The organism is Hymenobacter sp. BRD67 (assembly GCF_013256425.1).
Lineage (GTDB): Bacteria > Bacteroidota > Bacteroidia > Cytophagales > Hymenobacteraceae > Hymenobacter.
Genome location: NZ_CP053904.1, coordinates 4,362,572 through 4,384,898 on the forward strand (window position 1 = coordinate 4,362,572; position 22,327 = coordinate 4,384,898).

The following is a 22,327-nucleotide window of genomic DNA, read 5'->3' on the forward strand; positions in this document are numbered from 1 at the left end:
CAATCTGCGTATGAGTGACGTTAGCCGACCCATAACTCCTAATTAATTACCCAATGCTGTTAATCATTACTTTGGTGAACTGCTGGCGGTGGCCATTCAGCTTCTTGTAGCCCTTGCGGCGCTTCTTCTTGAAGACCAGGACCTTATCGCCCTGAACGTGGGCCATGATGGTGCCTTTTACAGCAACGCTCAGCTCGGGAGCACCGATGCTGATAGTGCCGTTATCATCGGTCAGCAGGGCATTGCCCAACTCTACCGAGTCACCGACATTGCCGGCCAGACGCTGGGCGTAAACAAATTTATTAGCCTCAACCTTAGTCTGTTGGCCGGCGATATTGACAATGGCGTACATCTTATTTCCGCTGGTGGTTTCTCAAAAGGGAACGCAAAAGTACGGTAGCTTTTCGGTAAAAGCAAGTCTAAGTCGTTAATCTTCATTAACTCCCTAAAAGTGGCGCTGCTTAAAGTGCTTTTTAGACTTGAGTCGCTAAGTGGCTGAAAACAAGAAAGTGCCTGATGCGCCCCTGCTTTTGTGGAAAACTGATGTTATCCACAGTTATAATGTGGATAACTAGCTATAAATCGGCTGTTTTGCTACGCTTGGTTCATGCGTTACTCAGCCTAAGCTGGACAGCTGACAGAAAGCAGGGAAGTATAAACGTAGCTTTCCGTTATGAGGTTGCACGGGTATCTTTGGAAACCGGCCGGGCGGAGGCTGAACAACCGCTAGTGGATTTGGTTAGCCCGTTAGCTTGCCTTTTAACCCCGAAACCCGTACCGTTTTATGGAGCCTCTACTCGCCGAAAACCCCAACCGTTTCGTCCTCTTTCCCATTCAGAATCCGCAGGTGTGGGAATTTTACAAAAAGGCGGAAGCCTCGTTCTGGACCGCCGAGGAAATCGACCTCTCGCAGGACCAGAAAGACTGGAACGGCCTGAACGACAATGAGCGGCACTTCATTAAGCACGTGCTGGCTTTCTTCGCGGCCTCCGATGGCATCGTGAACGAGAACCTGGCCATCAACTTCATGCAGGAGGTGCAGATGCCTGAGGCGCGCTGCTTCTACGGCTTCCAGATTATGATGGAAAATATTCACAGCGAGACATATTCGCTGCTGATTGATACCTACATCAAAGACCCGAAAGAGAAAGACTACCTCTTCAACGCGCTCGAAACAGTGCCCGCCGTGCAGCGCAAGGGCCAGTGGGCGCTGACGTGGATTAACTCGGAGAATTTTGCCGAGCGCCTCATCGCCTTCGCGGCCGTGGAGGGCATTTTCTTCTCGGGCTCGTTTTGTTCCATCTTCTGGCTGAAGAAGCGTGGCCTGATGCCGGGCCTGACGTTCTCCAACGAGTTGATTTCACGCGATGAGGGGCTGCACTGCGACTTCGCCTGCCTGCTCTACAGCTACCTGCAACACAAGCTGCCTGAGGAGCGCGTGCAGGCCATTATCCGCGATGCGGTGACGATTGAGCAGGAATTCGTGACCGACGCGCTGCCCGTGAGCCTCATTGGCATGAACGCCCGCACTATGAGCCAGTATATCGAGTTTGTGGCCGACCGCCTGCTGGTGTCGCTGGGCTGCGCCAAGATTTACAACTCATCTAATCCATTCGATTTCATGGAGATGATTTCGGTGCAAGGCAAAACCAACTTCTTCGAGAAGCGCGTGGCCGAGTATCAGAAGTCGGGCGTGATGAGCGAGCGAGCCGACAACATGTTCTCGCTCGACGAGGATTTTTAAGCTGCGCAAACCCCGTGTTCGCGCAGGCTTGCTGCACAGAGAGAGGCAGCCAAGATACACGCAAGAGGCCCTGGCTTTAGGAAAGGTCAGGGCTTTTTTGTGCGCAATGAAGCGGCCAGCGCCCGTAATCTTTGCGGCCCGCTATCTTTCAGCCCCTCCTTTTTACTCCTGGCCAATGCCTGCTTCCCTGCGCTGCCTGACCGTACTGTTTCTATTTATGCTGCTGGCTGCCGTGGCGGCGGCCCAGGCTGGCCCGGCCCCGCTACGCGTGGGTGTGGCGGGGCTGACGCATACGCACGTCCACGGACTGCTGGGCCGCGAAAAGCGCGGCGACATCGAGATAGTGGGGATTGCCGAGCCCAACCATGAACTGGCCCTGCGCTTCACTAAGGAGCACGGCCTGAGTATGGCCCTCGTGTATCCGACGCTGGAAGAAATGATAGCTAAAACCAAGCCGCAGGCCGTCACAGCTTTTGGCAGCATCTACGAGCACCTGGCGGTGGTAAAGGCCTGTGCCCCGCGCGGCATTCACGTGATGGTGGAGAAGCCGCTGGCCGTGAGCCTCGACCACGCCCGGCAGATGCAGGCGCTGGCGCAGCAGTACCACATTCACCTGCTTACCAACTACGAGACTACCTGGTACGGCTCCAACCGGCGCGCGTATCAGCTGGTAGACCAGGACAAGGCGATTGGCGACATCCGCAAGATGGTGGCGCACGACGGCCACCAGGGCCCGAAGGAAATCGGGGTGAACAAGGAGTTTTTGGACTGGCTGACCGACCCGGTGCAGAACGGCGGGGGCGCGCTCACCGATTTCGGCTGCTACGGGGCCGACATCATGACCTGGCTGATGCATGGCGAGCGCCCGCTGTCGGTGACGGCGATTACCCTGCACATCAAGCCGGAGGTATACCCGAAAGTGGACGACGACGCGACCATTCTGCTGACCTATCCGAAAGCGCAGGGCATTATTCAGGGCTCCTGGAACTGGCCCTACGCCCGCAAGGACCTGGAAATCTACGGGCAGACGGGGGCGGTGTTCGCCCTGGACCGCAGCCATCTGCGCGTGCGGCTCAAGGAGAGCGAGCCGGCCGAGGACGTGACGGCTCCCGCGCCGCCGGCCCCCTACGACGACCCGTTTGCGTACCTGGCGGCGGTAATCAAAGGCCAGGCGCCGGAAGATGTCTTGTCGGCCCTGAGCACCAATATGGTCGTGGTCGAGATTCTGGACGCCGCCCGGCAATCGGCAAAAGAAGGGAAAACGATATATCTTAAAAAATAAACGTGCTTCCGGCGGCTTATTGCCGGGGCAGACCTCGTTTATATAACCCATAAAAGCCTAATCGCCGCGCACCCCGCCGGGTCGTTTTTTACAAAAATGGCCCGGCGGCCTCATTTTCAGGGGGTGTGGAAAACTTATAAAAATTTCCTTTGGCCTGCTAAAACCTGGGAACTAATTTCCAGCTTTGAAAGCCACTGCCTTTAGCACGGCAGCTTCTATTTAGTATTCGTTGCTCACCCTAGCATTCTAGATAATATGCTCGTAATCAAACGCGATGGCCGCCGCGAGTCGGTCAAGTTCGACAAAGTCACCGCCCGCATTGAGAAGCTCTGCTACGGGCTGAATCAAAACTTCGTGTCGCCGATTGAGGTGGCCAAAAAGGTCATCGATGGCATCTACGATGGCGTGACAACCATTGAGCTCGACAACCTTGCGGCTGAGACCGCCGCTTCGCTCACGACCCGGCACCCGGACTACGCTATTCTGGCGGCCCGCATCGCGGTGAGCAACCTGCACAAGGTGACCTCGAAGTCGTTTTCGAGCACCATGAAGCGGCTGTATACCTACGAGGACCCCAAGAACGGCGACAACGCCTCGCTGATTGCCAAGGACGTGTGGGAAGTCATTCACAAGCACGCGCACACCCTGGACTCAGCCATTATCTACGACCGCGACTACAACTACGATTTCTTCGGCTTCAAGACCCTGGAGCGCTCGTATTTGCTGCGCCTTGATGGTAAGGTGGTGGAGCGACCCCAGCACATGCTCATGCGCGTGTCGGTGGGCATTCATAAGGAGGACATCGAGTCGGCCATCAAGACCTACAACATGATGTCGGAGCGCTGGATGACCCACGCCACGCCCACGCTCTTCAATGCCGGCACGCCCAAGCCCCAGATGTCGTCGTGCTTCCTTCTCACGATGAAGGACGACTCGATTGAGGGTATTTATGACACCTTGAAGGATTGCGCCCTGATTTCGCAGTCGGCCGGCGGCATCGGGCTGGCCGTGCACAACGTGCGCGCCACCGGTTCCTACATCAAAGGCACCAATGGCAACTCCAACGGCCTGGTGCCGATGCTGAAGGTCTTCAACGACACGGCCCGCTACGTGGACCAGGGCGGCGGCAAGCGCAAGGGTGCCTTCGCCATTTACCTGGAGCCCTGGCACGCCGACGTGTTCGAGTTCCTGGACCTCAAGAAGAACCACGGCAAGGAGGAGATGCGCGCCCGCGACCTGTTTTACGCCCTCTGGACGCCCGACCTGTTTATGAAGCGCGTGGAAGCCAACGGCGACTGGACGCTGATGTGCCCCCACGAGTGCCCCGGCCTGAGCGACACCTGGGGCCCCGAGTTTGAGAAGCTCTACACCAAGTATGAGCGCGAAGGCCGTGGCCGCAAAACCATCAAGGCGCAGGAGCTGTGGTTTGCCATTCTGGAAAGCCAGACCGAGACGGGCACGCCCTACATGCTCTTCAAGGATGCCGCCAACGGCAAGAGCAACCAGCAGAACCTGGGCACGATTAAGTCGAGCAACCTCTGCACGGAAATAATGGAGTACACCGACAAGGACGAGATTGCCGTGTGCAACCTCGCCTCGCTGGCGCTGCCCCGCTACCTGGTGGAAGACGGCCACGGCAACCTGCGCTTCGACCACCAGACGCTCTACGACGTGACGTACCAGACCACGCTGAACCTGAACAAGGTAATCGACGTGAACTACTACCCGGTGCCCGAAACCGAGCGCTCCAACTTCCGCCACCGGCCCATCGGGCTGGGCGTGCAGGGCCTGGCCGATACGTTTATCGCCCTGCGCATGCCCTTCGAGAGCGACGAGGCCAAGGGCCTGAACACCGATATCTTCGAAACCATATATTTCGCGGCCATGACGGCTTCGAAGGACCTCGCCATCAAGGACGGGCACTACGAGACCTTCCCCGGCTCGCCGCTCAGCCAGGGCAAGTTTCAGTTCGACCTCTGGGGCGTGACGCCGCAATCGGGCCGCTGGGACTGGGACACGCTGCGCGCCCAGGTAATGGAGCACGGCGTGCGCAACTCGCTGCTGGTGGCGCCCATGCCTACCGCCAGCACCGCCCAGATTCTGGGCAACAACGAGTCGTTTGAGCCCTACACCAGCAACATCTACGTGCGCCGCGTGCTCAGCGGCGAGTTTATGGTGGTGAACAAGCACCTGCTGAAGGACCTGGTGAAGCTGGGCCTCTGGAACGAGCAGATGAAGCAGGACATCATCGCGGCTAATGGCTCGGTGCAGAACATCGCTAGGGTGCCCCAGCACATCAAAGACCTGTATAAGACGGTGTGGGAGATTTCGCAGCGCACCATCATCGACATGGCCGCCGACCGCGGCGCCTACATCTGCCAGAGCCAGAGCCTGAACCTGCACGTGCAAAACGTGAACTTCGGCAAGCTCACCAGCATGCACTTCCACAGCTGGAAGAAGGGCCTCAAAACCGGCATGTACTACCTGCGCACCAAAGCCGCCGCCGACGCCATCAAGTTCACGGTGGAAAAGCAAGCCGCCGAAACCCTGGAGCCCATGTACGCCCAGAACCAAAGCGACATGGCCTGCTCGCTCGATAACCCGGACGCCTGCGAGGCGTGTGGGTCGTAGGCTAAAAAGAAGGCTGGCAGAAAAAGCCAGCCTTCTTTTTTTAACATTTAACAGAATCTTGAGTCATGCCAAGAGAAAAGGTCAATCAGCTTTGCTCATTATTAATTGAGAGAGCAATCGGGAATATTGCCGATGAACAAGAACAGCAGTATGCTCAGTTACGGGCAGAAATGATGCGTATTCCATATGTTATGGATAAGGCACCGGAGTTTCTCCGTCAGTGTCGAGACATAAAGGAATTCTGGTACTTTATCAAGGAAATTCCAAGCTATCGAGAGCGACGCAAATTCCTGCGCGACTCGTTTGATGAGTTAATCAACTTCTTGGACCAAGGAACTATTTTTTCGGATAGTTCCAGCTTATTCATTGCTATCGAAAACGTAGACTCGAACTACATTCTGAACGAATGGACTAAAATCAAGGCGCGCGTCTTAACAGACCCAGAAGCAGCAATAACTTCTGCGCGCACACTGCTGGAATGCGTATGCAAACACATTCTATCGGAGTGCGGACAAGAGAGCGAGGAAGCTCATGATTTACAGGACTTGTACCGCAAGGCTTGTAGAGAGCTAAACATGGCACCAGAGCAACATACAGAGCAAGTATTCAAGAAGATTCTGAGTGGGGTCGTATCCATAGTTGGAGGATTAGCAAGCATCAGAAACCGCTATGGTGATGCTCATGGTAAGGCGATTACTCAAGCTAAACCATCAACACGACATGCCGAGTACGTTGCTCATTTGGCTTGTGCCACAGCTGACTTTCTTCTAAAAAGTCTTGAGGAGAAAGTCGAAAGAGAAGCCAACGTTTTATCAGTAGTTCGATGATTCTAAACTTCCTCAGCCGCTGCCGCCCGGGTAGCGGCTGGTGGGTTTTTGAAACCTAAGCTTCGCCAGCCGCTGCGGTTGTGGGCCGTGGGGCGTAAGATGGGGAGCATATCATAAAAAAAGGCCTGCTAATTTATTAGCAGGTCTTTGCCCCTCCGACGGGATTCGAACCCGTACTTCCTTTCAGAAACCAACTTTCCAGGTCGGCGCGTCTACCAATTCCACCACCGAGGGGTGTTGAATGAGGGATAATACGATGTTCTCTCGCGGAGGTTTCAGTTAGAAATAATTTTTTGCAAAAAATCTAAATTTCGCCAGCCGCCCCATGAGCGGCTGGTTTGTTTTTATAAAAACCAAAGCTTCCTCAGCCACTACGGCGCCGGGGCGGCTGGGGTGTTTATGCAGCTTGCTGACGGAATCGAACGTAGTGGTTAGCTGGTGAACGATAGTTGTTGACTGACTTTTGGGACAAGTCTGGCATATACTGGTTCAAGTCCAATATGAGATTAGAAAGCTGATTGATTGATATAGAATCTATGTCTCGGTTACTGTACTTCTCAATGTCTTCAATATCACTCACGTACTTCTCAATGGTACGCTCAGTCAACGGTCGGTTGGCGCGAGGATTTATTACATTGTTACGTAGGTACAAACGAAAGGCTTCTGCTTGCATGTTGATTGTGATTAGTAAGGGCACTAAAGTAGCACGCCAGCCGCTGCCGCCCCCGGTAGCGGCTGCCGTGTTTTTGGGGCTAGCGGGCGGGGCGAAACTTGTTTTCGTGGCCAGCCGTTCTATATTTGCAACAACAAAACCCGCCACGCCTCTAGGTTTCACGACTTACGCGCACCAGGCGGGTTATTTTTTGCCCTTTTATGAAGTATAGAAAGCCCGCGCTGACGCTAACTGACCAAGTGAGTCTGTTGGTAAGTCGGGGCTTACAGATTGCCGATGTAGGCGTTGCCGAACGGGAGCTGGGGCGACTGAGCTACTATCGCTTAGCGGGGTACTTTCTTTACTTTCAAGGGGGTGCTGGGCACCAGTTTCGGGCAGGCACTACGCTGGAGGAGGTGTTGGACCTGTACCACTTCGATGAGGCGTTGCGCCTGCTGCTCTTTAAGGGGATAGTGCCGATTGAAATTGCGCTACGTGCGCAGCTGGCTTATCAAGGGGCACTGAAAGCGGGGCCGTTCTGGTACAAGGACCGGCAGTATACGCTAGGCCGGCGCGACCATAAGGGCCAGGATATTCACAACGGCAACATCCGGCACATTCGCAAGGAAGTGAAGCGCTCGGGCGAAACGTTTATCCAGCACTACTATCATAGGTATTCGTCGCCCGCGCTTCCACCTGCCTGGATGGTGTTTGAGGTGGTTTCGTTTGGTACGCTCTCAAAAGTGCTCAGCCACTTGCGCCCGGCTATTACCAACGATGTAGCTCGGTTTTTTGGCGTGGGCCAGCCAGTATTGGTGAGTTGGATAACGGCTTTATGCAGCTTGCGTAATCGCTGCGCACACCACAGCCGCACCTGGAACCGTAAGCTGACTGTAAAGCCAGTGCTATCTATAAAGGCAGCAAACACTTGGCTAACTGCCGTTCCTCAGACGAATGCCAATCTGTATGGTCTGCTAGCATGTCTTGTTTACTTGTTGCGGGCAGTTGATGAGCAAAAGGGTATTGCTTTTATACAGGAAATGAAGGCACTATTCAGCATGTTTGCCTCCGTACCTGTGCAGGCAATGGGTTTTCCAGTGGGGTGGGAACAGGAAGCCTTGTGGCAGTAACACTAAGCATCCTCAGCCGCTGCCGCCCCGGTAGCGGCTGACGTGTTTTGGGGGCTGGCGGGTGGGGCGCACTTTGTACCCTAGCCGCCTGGAAACGCCGGCTTCGGCGGCGGGCTAGCGGGGCGGTACATTTGTATATGTTTGAAAGCTACGAAGTCGATTTCGGTAAACTCAACCTCAACTGGGCGCACAGTGTCCGCATTGAGTTGGAGGAGTTGAACGAGCTACTGGAATTATCCTCCCAGGCTTGGCTGTATATAAGCGAAGGCGGCGAGTATGAAATTACCGGCTACACGAAGCTGCATAAGTTTGTGACCGTTACCTTCACGCTGACCGAACACACCGTAGTAGTTGAATCTGTAAACCTCCCTAGCTATGGCCGAATTAGAGAAGTCGTCCTTAACCAATTCCTCGCCGCTTAGGCCGGCTGATTATACCAGCCGGGGCGAGTTGGTAGAAGAAGCGGAGCGCCGACACGTAAGCGGCCCACTCACGCGGGAACAGTTTCTGGCGTTTCTGCTGAAAACTGGTAAGGTGCCACCCGGCACCGAATTAAAACAAGCATCATGAGTTTTGCCAGCCGCTGCCGCCCCCGGTAGCGGCTGCCGCGTTTTGGGGGGCTAGCGGGCGGGGCGCACATGGTACCTTAGCCGCATGGAAACGCCGGCTTCGGCGGCGGGCTGGCCGGGCGGTAGCTTTGCCGCATGACGCTTCACGACAAGCCGCTATTTGTGGCACCCAATAAGGTGCAGGATTACTTGCTTAATCCTGACCACCCGGTTGGCGGGGCCAAGGCGCGGTTTTTCCTAGGTATCGGGTATTCGCGGCAGCACTACGAGCAGCTGATAGCCGACTTGGTAGCGCACGGCCACAGTGGCACCGTGACGGAGGAAAAAGCATCGCCCTACGGCGTTAAGTTTGTGGTAGATGGCCCGCTACTAGCCCCCAACGGCCGGGAGTACCCCATCCGCACCGTGTGGATGGAACAATCGCCGGGCATCCTCGTTTTGCTAATCACCGCCCATTTACTCGACCGCTAATGAACCCCTTCGCCGAACTGGATACCGTACAGTTACAAAAAGCCCACCCGGAGTGCGGCTTGGCTGCTGGCGCATTGGGTACTGTCGTGCTAGTGCACGCCCAAGGCGAAGCCTACGAAGTAGAGTTTATCGGTCTTGACGGGCACACGCAGGCCGTCCTGACGCTGCCCGCCGCTGAAGTGGCCGCCATCGCGCAGCCGTGGCGGCAGGTCGCTTAATCCGCATCTGAATTCTTAAGTTTCCCCAGCCGCTGCCGCCCCCGGTAGCGGCTGCCGTGTTTTGGGGCTAGCGGGCAAGGCGCACTTTGTAACTTAGCCGCATGGAAACTCCGGCTTCGGCGGCGCACCCGCGCATCACCCTTGACCCTAACATCTGCCACGGGCAGCCCACAGTGCGCGGCCTGCGCTACCCGGTTCAAAATGTGCTCGAATACCTGGCCTCGGGTATGACAGAGGCCGAAATCCTGGCTGACTACGAAGACCTGGAAGCCGAGGACCTCCGCGCCTGCCAGGCCTACGCGGCCGATATGCTGCAAGTGCGCTCCATCTACCGGCTAGCCTCGTGAGCCAGCCCCGCCGCTGCGGGTGCTGGTCGATGCGCAATTGCCCAGGCGTTTGGCGCATTTCCTGGCTTTTCACGCGGGCTACGACTGTGTGCATACGCTCGACCTGCCCGCCGCCAATCGCACGCAGGACGGCGCCATCACGCGGCTGTCGATGGAGGAAGAACGCATTGTGATTACCAAGGACGCTGACTTTGTCAATAGCTTTCTACTGCACGGCCAGCCCCACAAGCTGCTGTTGGTTTCGACAGGCAACATTAGTACGACCGATTTGCTAGAGCTATTTCGGCAGTTTCTGCCGCAGCTTACCAAAGTGCTTGCGCATCATTCTTACGTAGAAATATCGCGGACGCTGCTAGTTACGCATCGATAAGCCCCCAGCCGCTGCCGCCCCGGTAGCGGCTGCCGTGTTTTTGGGGCTGGCGGGTGGGGTGTAGGTGGCGTTTCTAGGTCAGCGTATTGCCGATTTCTACCAGTGGCTCACCGGCTGCCAGTAGCTCCAGGGCGGCGGGCAGCACCGGCAGCAGCACGTGTTGCAGGCGCTCGTTGGAGGTATTGCCCGAAGTAAGCCAAAGCACTTGCGGCGGTGGGCCGAAGCGGTCGAGCAGGCGCGGAAAGTCGGCGTCTTTGGTCAGGACCACTACGCCCGCTAGTTTGGCGGCCTGAAAGATTTCCTCATCATCGGCATCGCGCAGGCCTAGGTCGCGAACGGGAATGGCTTGCACCTCGAACTTCCAATTGAGCCAAGCGGCTAGCAAGGGCGACAGTTGCGCGTCGAGCCAGATGGTCATGCCGCCAGCCGGGGGTAATCAATCTGACGGGCAGCGTACTGCAAGGCGGCTTGTAAGTCGGCCGCTTCCAAATCGGGCATTTCGGCCAAAATTTGCTCAGCAGTAAGGCCCGCGGCGAAGAGTTGCAGCACATCGGCCACGCGAATGCGCATGCCCGAATGCAGGGTCGGCCGCCGCACTGGCGCGGGTTGGTGGTGATGCGAGACAGGACAGCTTCCATAGAGCTAAAGTAAGGACAGTTTCCCAGCCGCTGCCGCCCTGGTAGCGGCTGCCGTGTTTCTGGGGGCCAGAGCCTGTTATGGACTTGCAGCATATCGGGCGAGCATGATACAAAGACGACAAAGTGGAGTTGCTGCAATTGGGACTCGAACTATCATGGATTTAGGCTATAGACTTGTTCCTGAATTAAGAAAATCAAGAAAAAACGTCGGTCATGCTTCGACAAGCTCAGCATGACGTTCTTTTAACTTTTTACTGATTCAGGAACAAGTCTTATCCATAACCGCTGCCGCCTCCGGTAGCGGCTGTCGGCGTTGGTGGCTAGCGGGCCGGGCGCACTTTCTACTTTAGCCGCTTAGCTTAGCTGCCAGAAAGCCAGTAACTACCCGCTATTATGAAACAGATTAGCAAGCGTCTCTACCAAATCAGCCTGGGCGCATCCAATGCCTTTGTAATCGAAGACAATGGCTTGACACTGGTCGATACCGGCGTGCCGGGCAGCACCGAGAAGCTGTTTGCGGCTATCCGCAAGGGAGGTAAAAATCCGGACGCCATCAAGCAGATTATTCTTACGCACTGGCACCCCGACCATGCCGGCAGCGCGGCCGACCTGAAACAGCGCCTGGGGCCCGCGTGTATGCACACGCCGATGAGGCAGCCGCCCTGGAGCAAGGAGGAGCCGAGCGGCCCCGCTACCTGACCCCAGGGGTAAGGAACTGGCTGGTTTTTAACATCTTTATTAAGAAAGTGGCGCGGACAATTCCCGCCGTGAAAATAGACGAGCAGGTGGCTGATAACGACGTGATTCCGGTGGCGGGCGGCGTGCGCGTCATTCATACGCCGGGGCACAGCGCGGGGCACATCGCCTTGCTGCTGGAGCAGGATGGGGTGCTGATTGCGGGGGATATCTGCGCCAATATGTCGGGGCTGGCCTACAGCACCGTGTACGAGGATATGGCGCTGGGCCGGCAGAGCCTTTTGAAAGCCGCCGGGCTTTCGTTTGACCAAGCCGTTTTTGGACACGGTGGCCCCGTGACCAAGCAGGCCAATGCGAAGCTGAAAGAGAAGTTTCAACAGCCTAACCCCTTTGCGGGTAAGCCGCTGAAGCCTGTTTAAGCCATACAACAACAGCGAGCTGCGGCTAGCCGTTGCCATGTCTGGTAGCGGCTGGAGTGTTTGGATGGGAGTAGGAGAGTGGGGTAAGTACTAGCAAGCACCAGCTTTGGCCGCCTACCCGCGCAGTAGCTTTGGTGCCTGGCTTCGCGCTACCTGCCTATGCACCTATTGCTTGCCTACCTGCGCCGCTTCGTGCCCACCCTTACCGAGGCCGAGTGGCAGCTGCTCGCCGGGGCCGTGCGCCCGGCCCACCTGGCGCGCGGCCAGCACTTTGTGCAGGCCGGCGACTACCGGCCCGAAATCGCCCTGCTGCTCCAGGGCTCCTGCCGGCTCTACTACCTGCGCCCGAGCGGCGAGGAGCGCACCACGTACTTCTTCTTCGAAAACCACCTGCTGGCTGACTACCCGAGCTGCCTGCTGGGCCAGCCGAGCCAGCTCAACATTCAGGCCCTGACTGATACCGACCTGCTGGTGTTCGATTACGCGGTGCTGCGGCAGCTCTACGACGAGTGCCCGGCCTACGAGCGGTTTGGGCGGGTGCTGGCCGAGTACCACCTGCTGGGCACCGATGCCCGCCTCACCGAGCAGCTCATGCTCTCGCCCGAGGAGCGCTACCGGGCGCTGCTGGCCAGCGGCAAAACCAAGATTCTGGAGCGCGTGCCGCAGCACCTGGTGGCCAATTACCTCGGCGTCACGCCGGTGTCGCTGAGCCGCATTCGGGCGCGGGTGGCGCGGGGGCGCTAGGAGTAGGGCGCTGATTTTTCTTAGCTTTTGTTATCGTCGGGGAGCTAGCGGCGAGCGGAATTTTGGGTATTGATTTTCACCACCCAAATCTCCGGATACGCCCATGAAATCGCTGCTTAAAACTGAAGAGCTGGCCGAAATGCTGCTGGCCATGTTTGTATTCGCCCACCTGCCTTTTGCCTGGTGGGTGCTGCCCGCCACTTTTCTGCTGCCCGACCTGAGCATGCTGGGCTACCTGGCTGGCCCGCGCGTGGGCGCCGCCAGCTACAACCTGGTGCACCACAAGGCCACGGCGATAGCCGTGGGCGTAGCGGGGTGGCTGCTGGGGCTGCCCCTGGTGGTGCTGGCCGGCACGGTGCTGCTGTTTCACAGCGCCTTCGACCGGCTGCTGGGCTACGGCCTCAAATACGCCACCGGTTTCCAGGATACGCACCTGGGCCGGGTAGGTAAAGCGCCCGCCGCGACTAGCCCGGCCGCGCCAGCCCTAAATTTGGGCTATGCAGACGCTCACTAGCCGGCAGCCGGTACCGATATACCCGTTTGAGCCAGACGAACTAAGCGGGAGCAGCTTCTTCTCCCTCGTGCGCTCGGAAGGCGTGCTGCCCTACGAGGCCGATGTGCTGCTGCCGCACCGCAAGGCCTACTACATGCTGGTGTTTACGAAGCGTGCGCGCGGCCGGCACTGGGTCGATGCCGTGCCCTACGTGCGCCAGGACCACGCGCTCTACTTTTCGAGCCCCAGCCAGCTGCTGGTGAAAGAGGAGCCGACGCCCTTCTGGGGCACCCGGCTCCAGTTCACGAATGAGTTTCTGGCCTTGCAGCAAAACGCGGCCCTGCGCAGCCTGCCGCTCATCCAGAACCCGCACCACGAACACGAATTACTCCTGCCCGCTGCCGATGAAGCCGTAGTAGACGACCTGCTGCTGAAGCTCGAAGCCGAGTACCAGCGCCCCGGCGAGTGGCAGCACCAGATGCTGAGCGCCTACCTGCTGGTGCTGCTCACCTACCTCAGCCGGCTGTACACGGAGCAGTTTCCGGGCGGCGAGCCCTCGGCCGACCAGCGGCTGCTGAAAGCGTACCAGGCCCATATCGAGGAAAATTTCCGCGAGCTGCACGAGGTGGGTGCCTACGCCGAGCTGCTGCACATTTCGGCGGGGCACCTGAGCGAGGTGGTGAAGGCCCAGAGCGGGAAGTCGGCCATTAAGCACCTGCACGAGCGACTGGTGCTGGAAGCCAAGCGCCTGCTGTTTTACACGCCACAGTCGCTCAAAGAGCTGGCCTTCGACCTGGGCTTTTCGGATGCCTCCTACTTCAACCGCTTTTTCAAGCGCGAAACCGGCCAGACGCCGGCCGAGTACCGGGTCAGCATCCGCAAAATGTACCAGTAGTACCGCGAAATGGGTACCAGCCGCGCCGCCAGGGTAGGGTAATTTTGTGCTGTTAATTATTTGACTAACAGCAACCATGAAAACCGCTCTCATTACCGGCGCCAACAAAAGCATCGGCTTCGAAGCCGCCCGGCAGCTCCTCCAGCAAGGCTACTATGTGTACCTGGGCAGCCGCGACGCCCACAACGGCCAGCAGGCCGTCGACCAGCTCAAGGCCGAAGGTCTCACGCAGGTAGAGCCCATCCAACTCGACGTAACGAGCAGCGAGTCCATTGCCGCTGCCCGCGTGGCCCTGGGCCAGAAAACGCCGGTGCTCGACGTGCTCATCAACAATGCCGGCATTTTGGGCGGCATGGTGCAGCCGGCTTCGAGCACCGGCCTCAGCACCATCCGGGAGGTGTTTGACACCAACGTATTTGGGGTAATCGGGGTGACGCAGGCGTTTCTCGACCTGCTGCGGCAGTCGCCCGCGCCGCGCATCGTCAACGTCACATCGGGCCTGGGCTCGCTCACGCTGCACACCGACCCGAGCTGGAAATACTACCCGGTGAAGGGTGCCGCCTACCAGCCCTCCAAGGCTGCCCTGAACGCCTACACAATTATGCTGGCCTACGAGCTGCGCGAGACCCCTTTCAAGGTGAATGCCGTGGACCCCGGCTACACCGCCACCGATTTCAACCACCACAACGGCCCCGGCAGCGTACAAGATGCCGCTGCCCGCGTGGTAAAAGCTGCCCTGCTGGGCCCCGATGGCCCCACCAGCCAGTTTTTCAGCGATGATAATGCGCCCGAAACCGGTATAAGTCCCTGGTAAAAAAGCCCGCCGCCTGCGCGGCACTGGTAAAGCCAACCTGAGCGCCGCCCGCTGGCAGCGCCGCCAGGTCCTGGCGCAACTGCTATATATATGGCCCGGCCCGGCGGCTACGTAGCCACGGCGGCCAGGCCTGCCGTATAGGCTGGCTATGATTCCACTCATCACCCATACGCCCCGCTTGCTTATTCTGGCCGCCAGCCGGGCCCTGCTCACGGCCGAGCTGCACAAGCCGCAGTATTTTTCAACCCTGCTGGGAGCCGTGTTGCCCACCGATTGGCCGCCCGGCGAGTACGACCGCGACGCGATGGAGTATTTTCTGGAAAAGCTCACGGCCGGGGCCGCGACGCGGCAGGCTGGTACAATTGGTACGCGCTGCGCAAAGCCGAAGGCGATACGCCCCGCACGCTGGTAGGCACGGGCGGCTTTATGGGTCCGCCCGATGCGGCCGGCGTAGTTGAGCTGGGCTATTCCATCGCCGCCGACTGGCGCGGGCGGGGCCTGGGCAGCGAGCTGGTGGCGGGCCTGGTGCAACAGGCGGCCGCTACCGGCATGGTGCACCAGCTGGTAGCCCACACGCCGCCCGAAAATATCACCTCCCAAAAAGTATTGCTGCGCAATGGCTTTACATCGGTAGGAACCGATGTGAACAGCCGCCTGCGCTTCGAGCGCACCGTGGAGCCTGCCGTACTACCCTCACGAGAGTAGCGCGAACCTGGCAGCTCGCGCCCGGCGCCGCCTCAGCGGATGCTCTTTGCGAACGAGAACTGCAAAGCGTGCACTATTTTTTGGTAAATATTTAATATAGTAAATATATTAAATTAATAATATAAGGGAGCCTTTTAATCTGGCAGCGTAGCCGTCAGCCTAAAGCTGCAAGAGGAGCAAGGCAGGAAAATCCCTGATTTTTGCGTAAAAAAGCAGAATCATGCCTGCTAGCTCGGCGGTCGTGGCCGGGTTATCGTAGGCGGGCTGTTTACCAGCTGTTTCATGTCTGTCTCTCCCCAGCCGCCCATCACCAACTCCACTTACCGCCGCTGGCGCTGGGTGGCCGTGGTTGCCGGCGTAGTGCTGCTGGGCGGACTGGTGGCGGCGCGCCTGCTTGAGCCCTGGCTGGTGCGTAGGCTCGGGCGGCAGGTGAGCCGGCAAAGCCACGGGGCGTACCGCCTGCGCATCGGCGAGCTGCGCGTCGGGTTCTGGAGCCGGAGCCTGGAAATCCGCCGTGCCCAGCTGGTGCCAGTTCCCCAAAGCCCCGGTGGGTGGCCGCCCGGCCTGCCGCACGCAAGCTTGTCGGTAGCTGATATTCAGCTGAGTGGAGTTGGCCTGCTGGCCTTGCTGCGGGGTGGGGTAGTACCCATCGACAGCCTGGTGGTAAGTGACGTATCGCTGGAGCTGCCGGTGGGCTTGCCCCGGCAACTGCTGACCAATAATCGCCCGCTGTACACCTACTTGCCCAGGCAAGTAGCGGGCCTGCGCTTGGGCCTGGTGGCCCTGCGCCACCTGCGGGCCCGCTACGTCGCCGGCCCCGATACCCTGGCCGATATAGGGCGGGCCTCCCTGCTGGCCCGCGATGTATTGCTGAGTGCCGCCGGCGCTGCCGATACGCACCGCACTGCCTATGCTGCCGGCCTTACTGCCCAGGTGCGCGGCGCGGCCTTGCGGCTACCCGGCACCGTCGCCGAGCTGACGCAGGGCCAGCTGCGGGCTGGCCGGCTGCTGCTCGACTCCGTACGGGTAGTTGCTGGTAGGCCGCAGCCAACCAGCCTCTGGCTGCCCCACCTGGTACTCAGCGGCTGGCAAACGGCGGTGCTACAGCATCAGCAGCGCTTTCTGGCCGATTCGCTGACGCTCTACCGGCCGCTAGTGCAGGGGCTGGTGCCCGCCTCGGTGGCCCAGCCCCTGTACCAGCGGCTGGCGCCCTATCTGCGCCGGGCCGACCTGGCCAGCCTGCGTGTGCAGGGCGGCCAGGTGCGGACCGTGGGCGCCGGCCTGAACCCTACGGTGCGTAATATTACCCTTGAGGCCCAGCAGCTGCGCGTAGATGCCGCTGCCGCCCGCGACCCGCACCGCCTGGCCTATGCGCGGGCCTGGCGGGCGGCTACGGGGCTTATCACGGCCACCTACGATGCCCCCTTCTACCAGCTGGCTTGCCAGGGCCTGCAACTGGATACCCGCCAGCAGCAGCTAAGCCTGCGAGGGCTGGCTATTCAGCCCACCGTATCGGCGGCCGACCTGGACCGGCGCAAGGGCGAGCAATCGGTTCATCTCACCGTAAGGCTGCCTGCCCTGCGCCTGCTGGGGCTCGATTTTGGCCGGCTGCTGCGGCAGCATGAGCTGCTGGCTGGCACGCTGGTAGCGGAGCGGCCGTGGGTTGAGATTGCCAGCGACGGCCGCGCCCCGCTGCCCCGGCAACCATCTGTCTTCACGCCGCTGGCCGTGCGCCGGGTGCCGCTGCTGGTGAGTATCGACAAAGTGCAGGTAGATGCTGGTACTATCAGCACACCTTATCGCAGTCCGCGCAGCCCCGTGGTGGGCCATATAATCATTTCCCGGATGAGCGGCAAGCTGCATAACCTCAGCAACGACCCGCGTCGCATGACTGGTAGCCAGCCGCTGACTGGCACGGCCACGGCCTACCTGCAGGGGCAGTGTAAGCTACAGCTGCAGCTGCGGATTCCGCTGCTCGACCCGCTTGGCCGCCACGAGGTAACGGGCACGTTTGGAGCCGCGCCGTTTGCCATCCTCAATCCCATGATTGGCCCTACGCGGCTATTCGAGTTTGGCAGCGGCGACCTGAAGGCCATGCGGTTTGCCCTGCACGCCGACTTAAAGCAGGCCGATGGTACCATGTGGGCCGAGTACTCGGGCCTGCACCTGAAATTTGTTAAAAGCGAGCCCACCGGTATCAAAACCAACCTGCTGACGCGGCTGGAGTCGGGCGTGGCCAATGCCCTAGTTATTCGTACGAATAACCCGCGCGCCAATGGGCGGCTGGCACCCGGCCGCCTGCGCACCAACCGCGACCCGCGCTTCGCCGTGTTTGTGCTCTGGCGGCAGGCCCTGGTAAGTGGCCTGCTCAACAGCGCGGGGGTGCCGCAGGCCTTGGCGCAGAAGCTGAGCGAAGGCAAGAACTGAGGCGTGTTATTAGCCGATAGCCTACTTTCGCGCCATGAGATTCACGCACTTATTGCTGGGCTTACCCGTAGCGGCCCTGCTGGCGGGCATAGCCCGGCGGCCGGCTCCGGCCGAAACCTTCGACCTGCTTATCGAGCACGTAAACGTGGTGGACGTGGCCACCGGCCAGCTGCGGCCCGACCAGACGGTAGCCGTAAAGGCCGGCAAAATAGTGCGGGTGGGGCCGGCCGGCCAGGCCCGCTACCAGGCCCGGAAAAAGTTGGACGGCACCGGCCGCTTTCTGCTGCCGGGCCTCTGGGATATGCACGTCCACTTCCGGGGCGGCGACAGCCTGGCGGCGGCCAATAAAAAGAGCCTCACGCTGTACCTGGCCCACGGCATTACCACGGTGCGCGACTGCGGCGGCGATATAACGCCCCGCATTTTTGAGTGGCGGCGCGAGGAAGACGCCGGCACGCTGGCCGGACCGCGCATCTTCACCTCGGGCCCCAAAATAGATGGGCCGGGTGCCACCTGGCCCGGCTCGCTCGAAGTGGTGACGCCGGCGCAGGTGAGCCGGGCGCTCGACTCGCTGCAAAAGCTGCGGGTGGATTTTGTGAAGATTTACGACAGCAAGATTTCGGGCGATGCCTACCTCGAAACCATCTCGCAGGCCGAAAAGCGGGGCATGAAAACTACCGGCCACATGCCGTATTCCGTTACGCTGGCCGAGGCGGTAAACCGGGGCCTTGATGCTACCGAGCACCTGTACTATGTGTTCAAGTCCTGTTCAAGTAAGGAGGACAGCCTCACCGCGCTGGTGCGCAACAGCCTGAGCACACCCAAGCCGCTGGGGCTGTTTGCGATGCTGCCGGCCGTGTACGATACGTATAGTCCGGCCGCGGCCCAGCGCATTTTCCGGCTCATGGCCAGCCACCACACGGCGGCCGTGCCTACGCTGGCCATCGGCAAAACGTTGGCCGGGCTTAGTGAGAACAACCATACCCACGACTCGCTGCTGGCTTACATCGACCCCAAAATTCAGGCTACGTATGCCAAGCGCCTGGGCAGCGCCCGGCAGCAGTCGGCCGCGGCCCGGGCATTCACCCAGAAGCTGGAAGCCCGGTTTATGACCCTGGTGCCGCAGATGCAGGCGGCGGGCGTTACTATTCTGGCCGGCTCGGATAGCGGGCCGTTCAACTCGTTTACCTACCCCGGCGCTTCGCTGCAAGATGAATTGGTGCTGCTGGTGCAGGCCGGCCTCACCCCCGCCCAGGCCCTGCGGGCCGCCACGCTCAACGGCGCCGAGTTTATGGGTGTGGCCGCTCGTAGCGGCAGCGTGGCCGAAGGCAAAGACGGTGACCTGCTGCTGCTGGCGGCCAACCCGCTGACTAACATTGCCAACGTGAAGAAAATAGTGGCCGTAGTGGCGCGCGGCAAGGTGTACCAGCGCGCCGACTTGGGCAGGATGATGGCGGCGATAAAAAACAAGTAGCAGGGCCTCTTATGCCCGGCCCATCTGTTTGAGGAACGCTACGTGCGAGGCCACGGCGTAGCGCATCTTGGGATATTCCTGGTAAGGCAGACCGAACTCTGCGCAGGTTTGCCGGATGATTTTGCTCAGCATGGGGTAGTGAACGTGCGAGATTTTGGGAAACAGGTGGTGCTCGACCTGAAAGTTGAGCCCGCCCACCAGCCAGCTAATCAGGCGGTTGTCGGTAGCAAAGTTGGCCGTGGTGCGCAGCTGATGAATGGCCCACTCATCTTCGAGCTTGCGGGTAGTTTCGTGCGGCGTCGGGAAAGCGGTTTGCTCCACGGTGTGCGCCAGCTGAAATACAATGCTGAGCACAAAGCCCGCTACCGCCCCCATAACCAGAAAGCCGACGAGCCAGGGTATAAAGCCGACGTTATATATGGGAAGTGCAACGTAAAGGCCCAGATTCAGCAGCTTGAAGCCCCAGAAAATGAGGTGGTCGTTGGTCGTCATGGGCTTGAGGGCCACGCTGCCGATGCGGCGGGAGAAATACTTCTGGTAATCGGTAATAAAAATCCAGGAGATGTAGAGCAGACTATAAAAAAAGCCGAAGTACAGGTGCTGAAAGCGGTGGGCGCGGTGGCGCGGCTGCTCGGCCGTCAGGCGCATCCAGGGCCGGATGTCGAGGTCATCGTCGACGCCATCGATGTTGGTGTACATGTGGTGTACCGTGTTGTGCTTGGCGTCCCACATGTAGCTGCTGCCCCCAACACGTTGAGGGTGAAGGCGGCAAAACGATTGAGCCAGGCATGCCGGCTAAAGCTGCCGTGTGCCCCGTCGTGCATCACATTGAAGCCGATGAGGGCCAGCACGGTGCCCATCAGCACGCATTCCAGCACGGCCCAGGCGGCGAGCGGCGTAAAGAAAACCAGGTGAATGTACAGGGCTATGAGGCTGCCTACCAGCAGCAGTGCCTTGCCCAGTAGGGCACCGTTGCCGGTCTGGGCCTTGCCGGTGGTTTGAAAATACTGCGTGGTGCGGCGCTTCAGCTCGGCGTGGAAGGTGCGCGGAGGAGCAAATTTGGGAAGGAGCATAAAGGAGAGAAAACCAACTGGTTACTCGCAGCGAAGCGGCCGCTGGAGCGGGGCCGCATCACCAAAGGGCAGCTACAGCGGACTTCTGCACCTTGCATAAGCCAAATTTCAGAACGAGGTATACGCAGCTGCCCGCCCGGTAGGATTGGCCGGCCTGCTGCTTTCCTGCAAACCTACAACGGCAAAGCCCGACAGTAAGTGCAGAATGGGGTTAGGTAGTTTGCCGCTGCTCGCGTTGGTGGTTCAGCTTATCGGCAGGCAGCCAAGTGGCGGGTTGTGCCGTAGAAGGCCAAGGTTTTCACCATTTTTCTTTCCTGCCATGTATCGCTTTTTGTTGTTTGCCCTGCTGCTAGTGGGCGCGGGGCTAGGCCAGCAGGCCTCAGCCCAAACTACCAGCGGGCTGCCGGCCCGGCCGGTGCCCTTCACCTTCGTGACCGACCAGGGCAACCTGCTGAGTGCGGCCGATGCTAAAAAGCTGGATGGCGGCCTGCGCAGCTACGCTGAAAAAACCGGTACCCAGGTGGTGGTGGTAACGGTGCCGAGCCTGGGCGGCCGCCCGGCCGCCGACTATGCCCGCGAGCTGGGCACGGCCTGGGGTGTGGGCCAGCGCGATAAAAATAACGGCCTGGTGGTGCTGCTCAGCGCCCAGGACCACAAAGTGAGCATTCAGCCGGGCTCGGGCCTGCGCAGCTCCATCACGCCGGAGGTGGTGAACCGCGTTATCAGCCAGCAAATGACGCCGGCTTTCAAGCAGGGCAACTACTTCGCTGGCCTGCGGGCAGGCCTGAACACGCTGATGGTAACTGCCAACCCGAGCTCGGACCCCCGCAAGCAAACGGCCGGTACGGCCAGCACTGCCCCGGCTTCGACGGGTGCAGCAGCGGCGGCCACCAGCGGCGAGCTGACCGACAACACGTCCAATACGGCTTCGGCCATGCAGACGTCGGCCCCCGATCCGGCCGGCGTGCAGCAAACCGAAACAACGACGTCGGCTTCGTCGGGCCCCGGTATGGGCACGCTGCTTATCGGAGCCTTGGTTATTGGCGGCATCCTGTGGTTTTTGCTGCGCCTGTTCCGGCGCAACAACGCCCCGGCGGCCAGCAATGGCGGCACCCCCAACTTTTACCCCAATCAGCCCAACCGGCCCACCCAACCGAATCAACCGAATTTTTTCCCTAACCAGGGCGGTAACGCCGGCCCCGGCTATGGCGCTCCGGCGCAGGGTAGCAGCGGTAGCGGAATGGGCGGCATGCTGGCTACCGGCGCCGCCGCCGCCGCCGGGGCCTACCTCGGCAACCGCATGGCATCGGGCCACGAGACCGAGAATGGCTCGGCGCACAATTTTGATAACGCTGGCGGAGCCGGCACTGCGGCCGGAGCCGCTGGCACTGGCGCGGCCGGCGACTACTTTTCGTCGCGAGGCGGCAACAGTGACAATACGAGCAACGCCCCGGATTATTTCTCGGGCAACGACTCTAACTCGTCGGGCGATTATTTTTCTTCCGATAACTCGTCGTATGATGATACTTCATCGGGCGACACCGGCGGTGGTGGCTTCGATAGCACCGACGACAACAGTGGCTCGTGGTAGGGTAGTCAACACCTGCCAGCACTGCTGGCTTGGGCATAGGGTGGCTTTGCTACTCTGATAACCCTTGTAACACTCGATAAAGCCGCCGCCCGAAACCGGGTGGCGGCTTTTTTTGTG

General features: G+C 59.6%; 24 protein-coding genes, 1 tRNA gene and 1 pseudogene. 20 read left to right on the forward strand and 6 right to left on the reverse strand.

Annotation, left to right across the window (positions count from 1 at the left end):
- Positions 1–46: 46 nt before the first annotated feature.
- The gene (rplU, locus tag GKZ67_RS20420; RefSeq protein WP_151087180.1) at positions 47–352 is read right to left on the reverse strand and encodes a 50S ribosomal protein L21; all 306 of its coding nucleotides are present in this window, start codon (positions 350–352) and stop codon (positions 47–49) included.
- A 432-nt stretch (positions 353–784) separates the two neighbouring features.
- Between rplU and GKZ67_RS20425 the strand changes: the two genes are divergently transcribed.
- The 4 genes from GKZ67_RS20425 (at position 785) to GKZ67_RS20440 (ending at position 6,484) form a co-directional block, all read left to right on the forward strand.
- Positions 785–1,744, forward strand: coding sequence for a ribonucleoside-diphosphate reductase small subunit (locus GKZ67_RS20425; protein ID WP_173246212.1), 960 nt, complete (start codon positions 785–787; stop codon positions 1,742–1,744).
- Between the two features lie 175 nt (positions 1,745–1,919).
- Complete coding sequence (locus tag GKZ67_RS20430) at positions 1,920–3,026, forward strand: Gfo/Idh/MocA family protein (protein WP_173246215.1); 1,107 nt, start codon at positions 1,920–1,922, stop codon at positions 3,024–3,026.
- Positions 3,027–3,281: 255 nt separating this feature from the next.
- Positions 3,282–5,657 (forward strand): ribonucleoside-diphosphate reductase subunit alpha, encoded by a 2,376-nt coding sequence (locus GKZ67_RS20435; protein WP_173246217.1) that lies wholly within the window; start codon positions 3,282–3,284, stop codon positions 5,655–5,657.
- A gap of 65 nt (positions 5,658–5,722) precedes the next feature.
- Positions 5,723–6,484, forward strand: a complete 762-nt coding sequence (locus GKZ67_RS20440) for an abortive infection family protein (RefSeq protein ID WP_173246220.1) — start codon at positions 5,723–5,725, stop codon at positions 6,482–6,484.
- A gap of 150 nt (positions 6,485–6,634) precedes the next feature.
- Here GKZ67_RS20440 and GKZ67_RS20445 read toward each other — a convergent pair.
- Positions 6,635–6,718: transfer RNA gene (locus GKZ67_RS20445), tRNA-Ser, on the reverse strand.
- A 639-nt stretch (positions 6,719–7,357) separates the two neighbouring features.
- On the opposite strand from GKZ67_RS20445, the gene GKZ67_RS20450 reads away from it, so the two are divergent.
- From GKZ67_RS20450 to GKZ67_RS20475, 6 genes are all read left to right on the forward strand, one after another.
- Positions 7,358–8,266, forward strand: a complete 909-nt coding sequence (locus tag GKZ67_RS20450; RefSeq protein WP_173246223.1) for an Abi family protein — start codon at positions 7,358–7,360, stop codon at positions 8,264–8,266.
- Between the two features lie 137 nt (positions 8,267–8,403).
- Positions 8,404–8,688: a hypothetical protein gene (locus GKZ67_RS20455; protein WP_173246226.1), complete on the forward strand. Its 285-nt coding sequence runs from the start codon at positions 8,404–8,406 to the stop codon at positions 8,686–8,688.
- 282 nt (positions 8,689–8,970) lie between these two features.
- Positions 8,971–9,306 (forward strand): DUF6883 domain-containing protein, encoded by a 336-nt coding sequence (locus tag GKZ67_RS20460; protein ID WP_173246229.1) that lies wholly within the window; start codon positions 8,971–8,973, stop codon positions 9,304–9,306.
- Positions 9,306–9,524, forward strand: a complete 219-nt coding sequence (locus GKZ67_RS20465; RefSeq protein WP_173246233.1) for a DUF4926 domain-containing protein — start codon at positions 9,306–9,308, stop codon at positions 9,522–9,524. Before GKZ67_RS20460 ends, GKZ67_RS20465 begins: the two co-directional genes overlap by 1 nt.
- A gap of 101 nt (positions 9,525–9,625) precedes the next feature.
- The gene (locus tag GKZ67_RS20470; RefSeq protein ID WP_173246236.1) at positions 9,626–9,871 is read left to right on the forward strand and encodes a DUF433 domain-containing protein; all 246 of its coding nucleotides are present in this window, start codon (positions 9,626–9,628) and stop codon (positions 9,869–9,871) included.
- 49 nt (positions 9,872–9,920) lie between these two features.
- The gene (locus tag GKZ67_RS20475; protein ID WP_217278650.1) at positions 9,921–10,241 is read left to right on the forward strand and encodes a DUF5615 family PIN-like protein; all 321 of its coding nucleotides are present in this window, start codon (positions 9,921–9,923) and stop codon (positions 10,239–10,241) included.
- 73 nt (positions 10,242–10,314) lie between these two features.
- Here the strand turns inward: GKZ67_RS20475 and GKZ67_RS20480 are convergent, their stop codons facing one another.
- Positions 10,315–10,659, reverse strand: coding sequence for a DUF5615 family PIN-like protein (locus GKZ67_RS20480; protein WP_173246239.1), 345 nt, complete (start codon positions 10,657–10,659; stop codon positions 10,315–10,317).
- On the reverse strand, positions 10,656–10,838 hold the full coding sequence (locus GKZ67_RS20485) for a DUF433 domain-containing protein (protein ID WP_254244972.1): 183 nt from the start codon (positions 10,836–10,838) through the stop codon (positions 10,656–10,658). The genes GKZ67_RS20480 and GKZ67_RS20485 overlap by 4 nt, the downstream gene beginning before the upstream one ends.
- A gap of 434 nt (positions 10,839–11,272) precedes the next feature.
- Between GKZ67_RS20485 and GKZ67_RS20490 the strand changes: the two are divergent.
- The 9 genes and pseudogenes from GKZ67_RS20490 (at position 11,273) to GKZ67_RS20525 (ending at position 19,546) form a co-directional block, all read left to right on the forward strand.
- Positions 11,273–11,994 (forward strand): annotated as a pseudogene (locus GKZ67_RS20490) (MBL fold metallo-hydrolase).
- 159 nt (positions 11,995–12,153) lie between these two features.
- Positions 12,154–12,738 carry a Crp/Fnr family transcriptional regulator gene (locus tag GKZ67_RS20495; protein ID WP_173246242.1) on the forward strand — a complete coding sequence of 195 codons (585 nt, stop codon included), beginning with the start codon at positions 12,154–12,156 and terminating at the stop codon, positions 12,736–12,738.
- 103 nt (positions 12,739–12,841) lie between these two features.
- Positions 12,842–13,252 carry a DUF4260 domain-containing protein gene (locus GKZ67_RS20500; protein WP_173246245.1) on the forward strand — a complete coding sequence of 137 codons (411 nt, stop codon included), beginning with the start codon at positions 12,842–12,844 and terminating at the stop codon, positions 13,250–13,252.
- On the forward strand, positions 13,236–14,126 hold the full coding sequence (locus GKZ67_RS20505) for an AraC family transcriptional regulator (RefSeq protein WP_173246248.1): 891 nt from the start codon (positions 13,236–13,238) through the stop codon (positions 14,124–14,126). Before GKZ67_RS20500 ends, GKZ67_RS20505 begins: the two co-directional genes overlap by 17 nt.
- Positions 14,127–14,202: 76 nt before the next feature.
- The gene (locus GKZ67_RS20510) at positions 14,203–14,940 is read left to right on the forward strand and encodes an SDR family oxidoreductase (protein WP_173246251.1); all 738 of its coding nucleotides are present in this window, start codon (positions 14,203–14,205) and stop codon (positions 14,938–14,940) included.
- 148 nt (positions 14,941–15,088) lie between these two features.
- On the forward strand, positions 15,089–15,352 hold the full coding sequence (locus GKZ67_RS24035) for a hypothetical protein (RefSeq protein ID WP_254244975.1): 264 nt from the start codon (positions 15,089–15,091) through the stop codon (positions 15,350–15,352).
- Entirely contained in the window at positions 15,313–15,645 is a 333-nt protein-coding gene (locus GKZ67_RS20515; RefSeq protein WP_410505097.1) for a GNAT family N-acetyltransferase, read from the forward strand. The genes GKZ67_RS24035 and GKZ67_RS20515 overlap by 40 nt, the downstream gene beginning before the upstream one ends.
- 282 nt (positions 15,646–15,927) lie before the next feature.
- Complete coding sequence (locus GKZ67_RS20520; RefSeq protein ID WP_173246258.1) at positions 15,928–18,072, forward strand: hypothetical protein; 2,145 nt, start codon at positions 15,928–15,930, stop codon at positions 18,070–18,072.
- A gap of 34 nt (positions 18,073–18,106) precedes the next feature.
- Positions 18,107–19,546: an amidohydrolase family protein gene (locus GKZ67_RS20525; protein ID WP_173246259.1), complete on the forward strand. Its 1,440-nt coding sequence runs from the start codon at positions 18,107–18,109 to the stop codon at positions 19,544–19,546.
- Between the two features lie 9 nt (positions 19,547–19,555).
- On the opposite strand, the gene GKZ67_RS20530 is transcribed toward GKZ67_RS20525, so the two are convergent.
- Both GKZ67_RS20530 and GKZ67_RS24855 read right to left on the reverse strand, forming a co-directional pair.
- Positions 19,556–20,278, reverse strand: a complete 723-nt coding sequence (locus tag GKZ67_RS20530) for an acyl-CoA desaturase (RefSeq protein WP_317172200.1) — start codon at positions 20,276–20,278, stop codon at positions 19,556–19,558.
- A complete protein-coding gene (locus GKZ67_RS24855; RefSeq protein WP_317172201.1) occupies positions 20,185–20,619 on the reverse strand; it encodes a hypothetical protein in 435 nt (144 codons plus the stop codon). The genes GKZ67_RS20530 and GKZ67_RS24855 overlap by 94 nt, the downstream gene beginning before the upstream one ends.
- A gap of 319 nt (positions 20,620–20,938) precedes the next feature.
- Between GKZ67_RS24855 and GKZ67_RS20535 the strand changes: the two genes are divergently transcribed.
- Positions 20,939–22,210: a TPM domain-containing protein gene (locus GKZ67_RS20535; RefSeq protein ID WP_173246260.1), complete on the forward strand. Its 1,272-nt coding sequence runs from the start codon at positions 20,939–20,941 to the stop codon at positions 22,208–22,210.
- Positions 22,211–22,327: the final 117 nt, after the last annotated feature.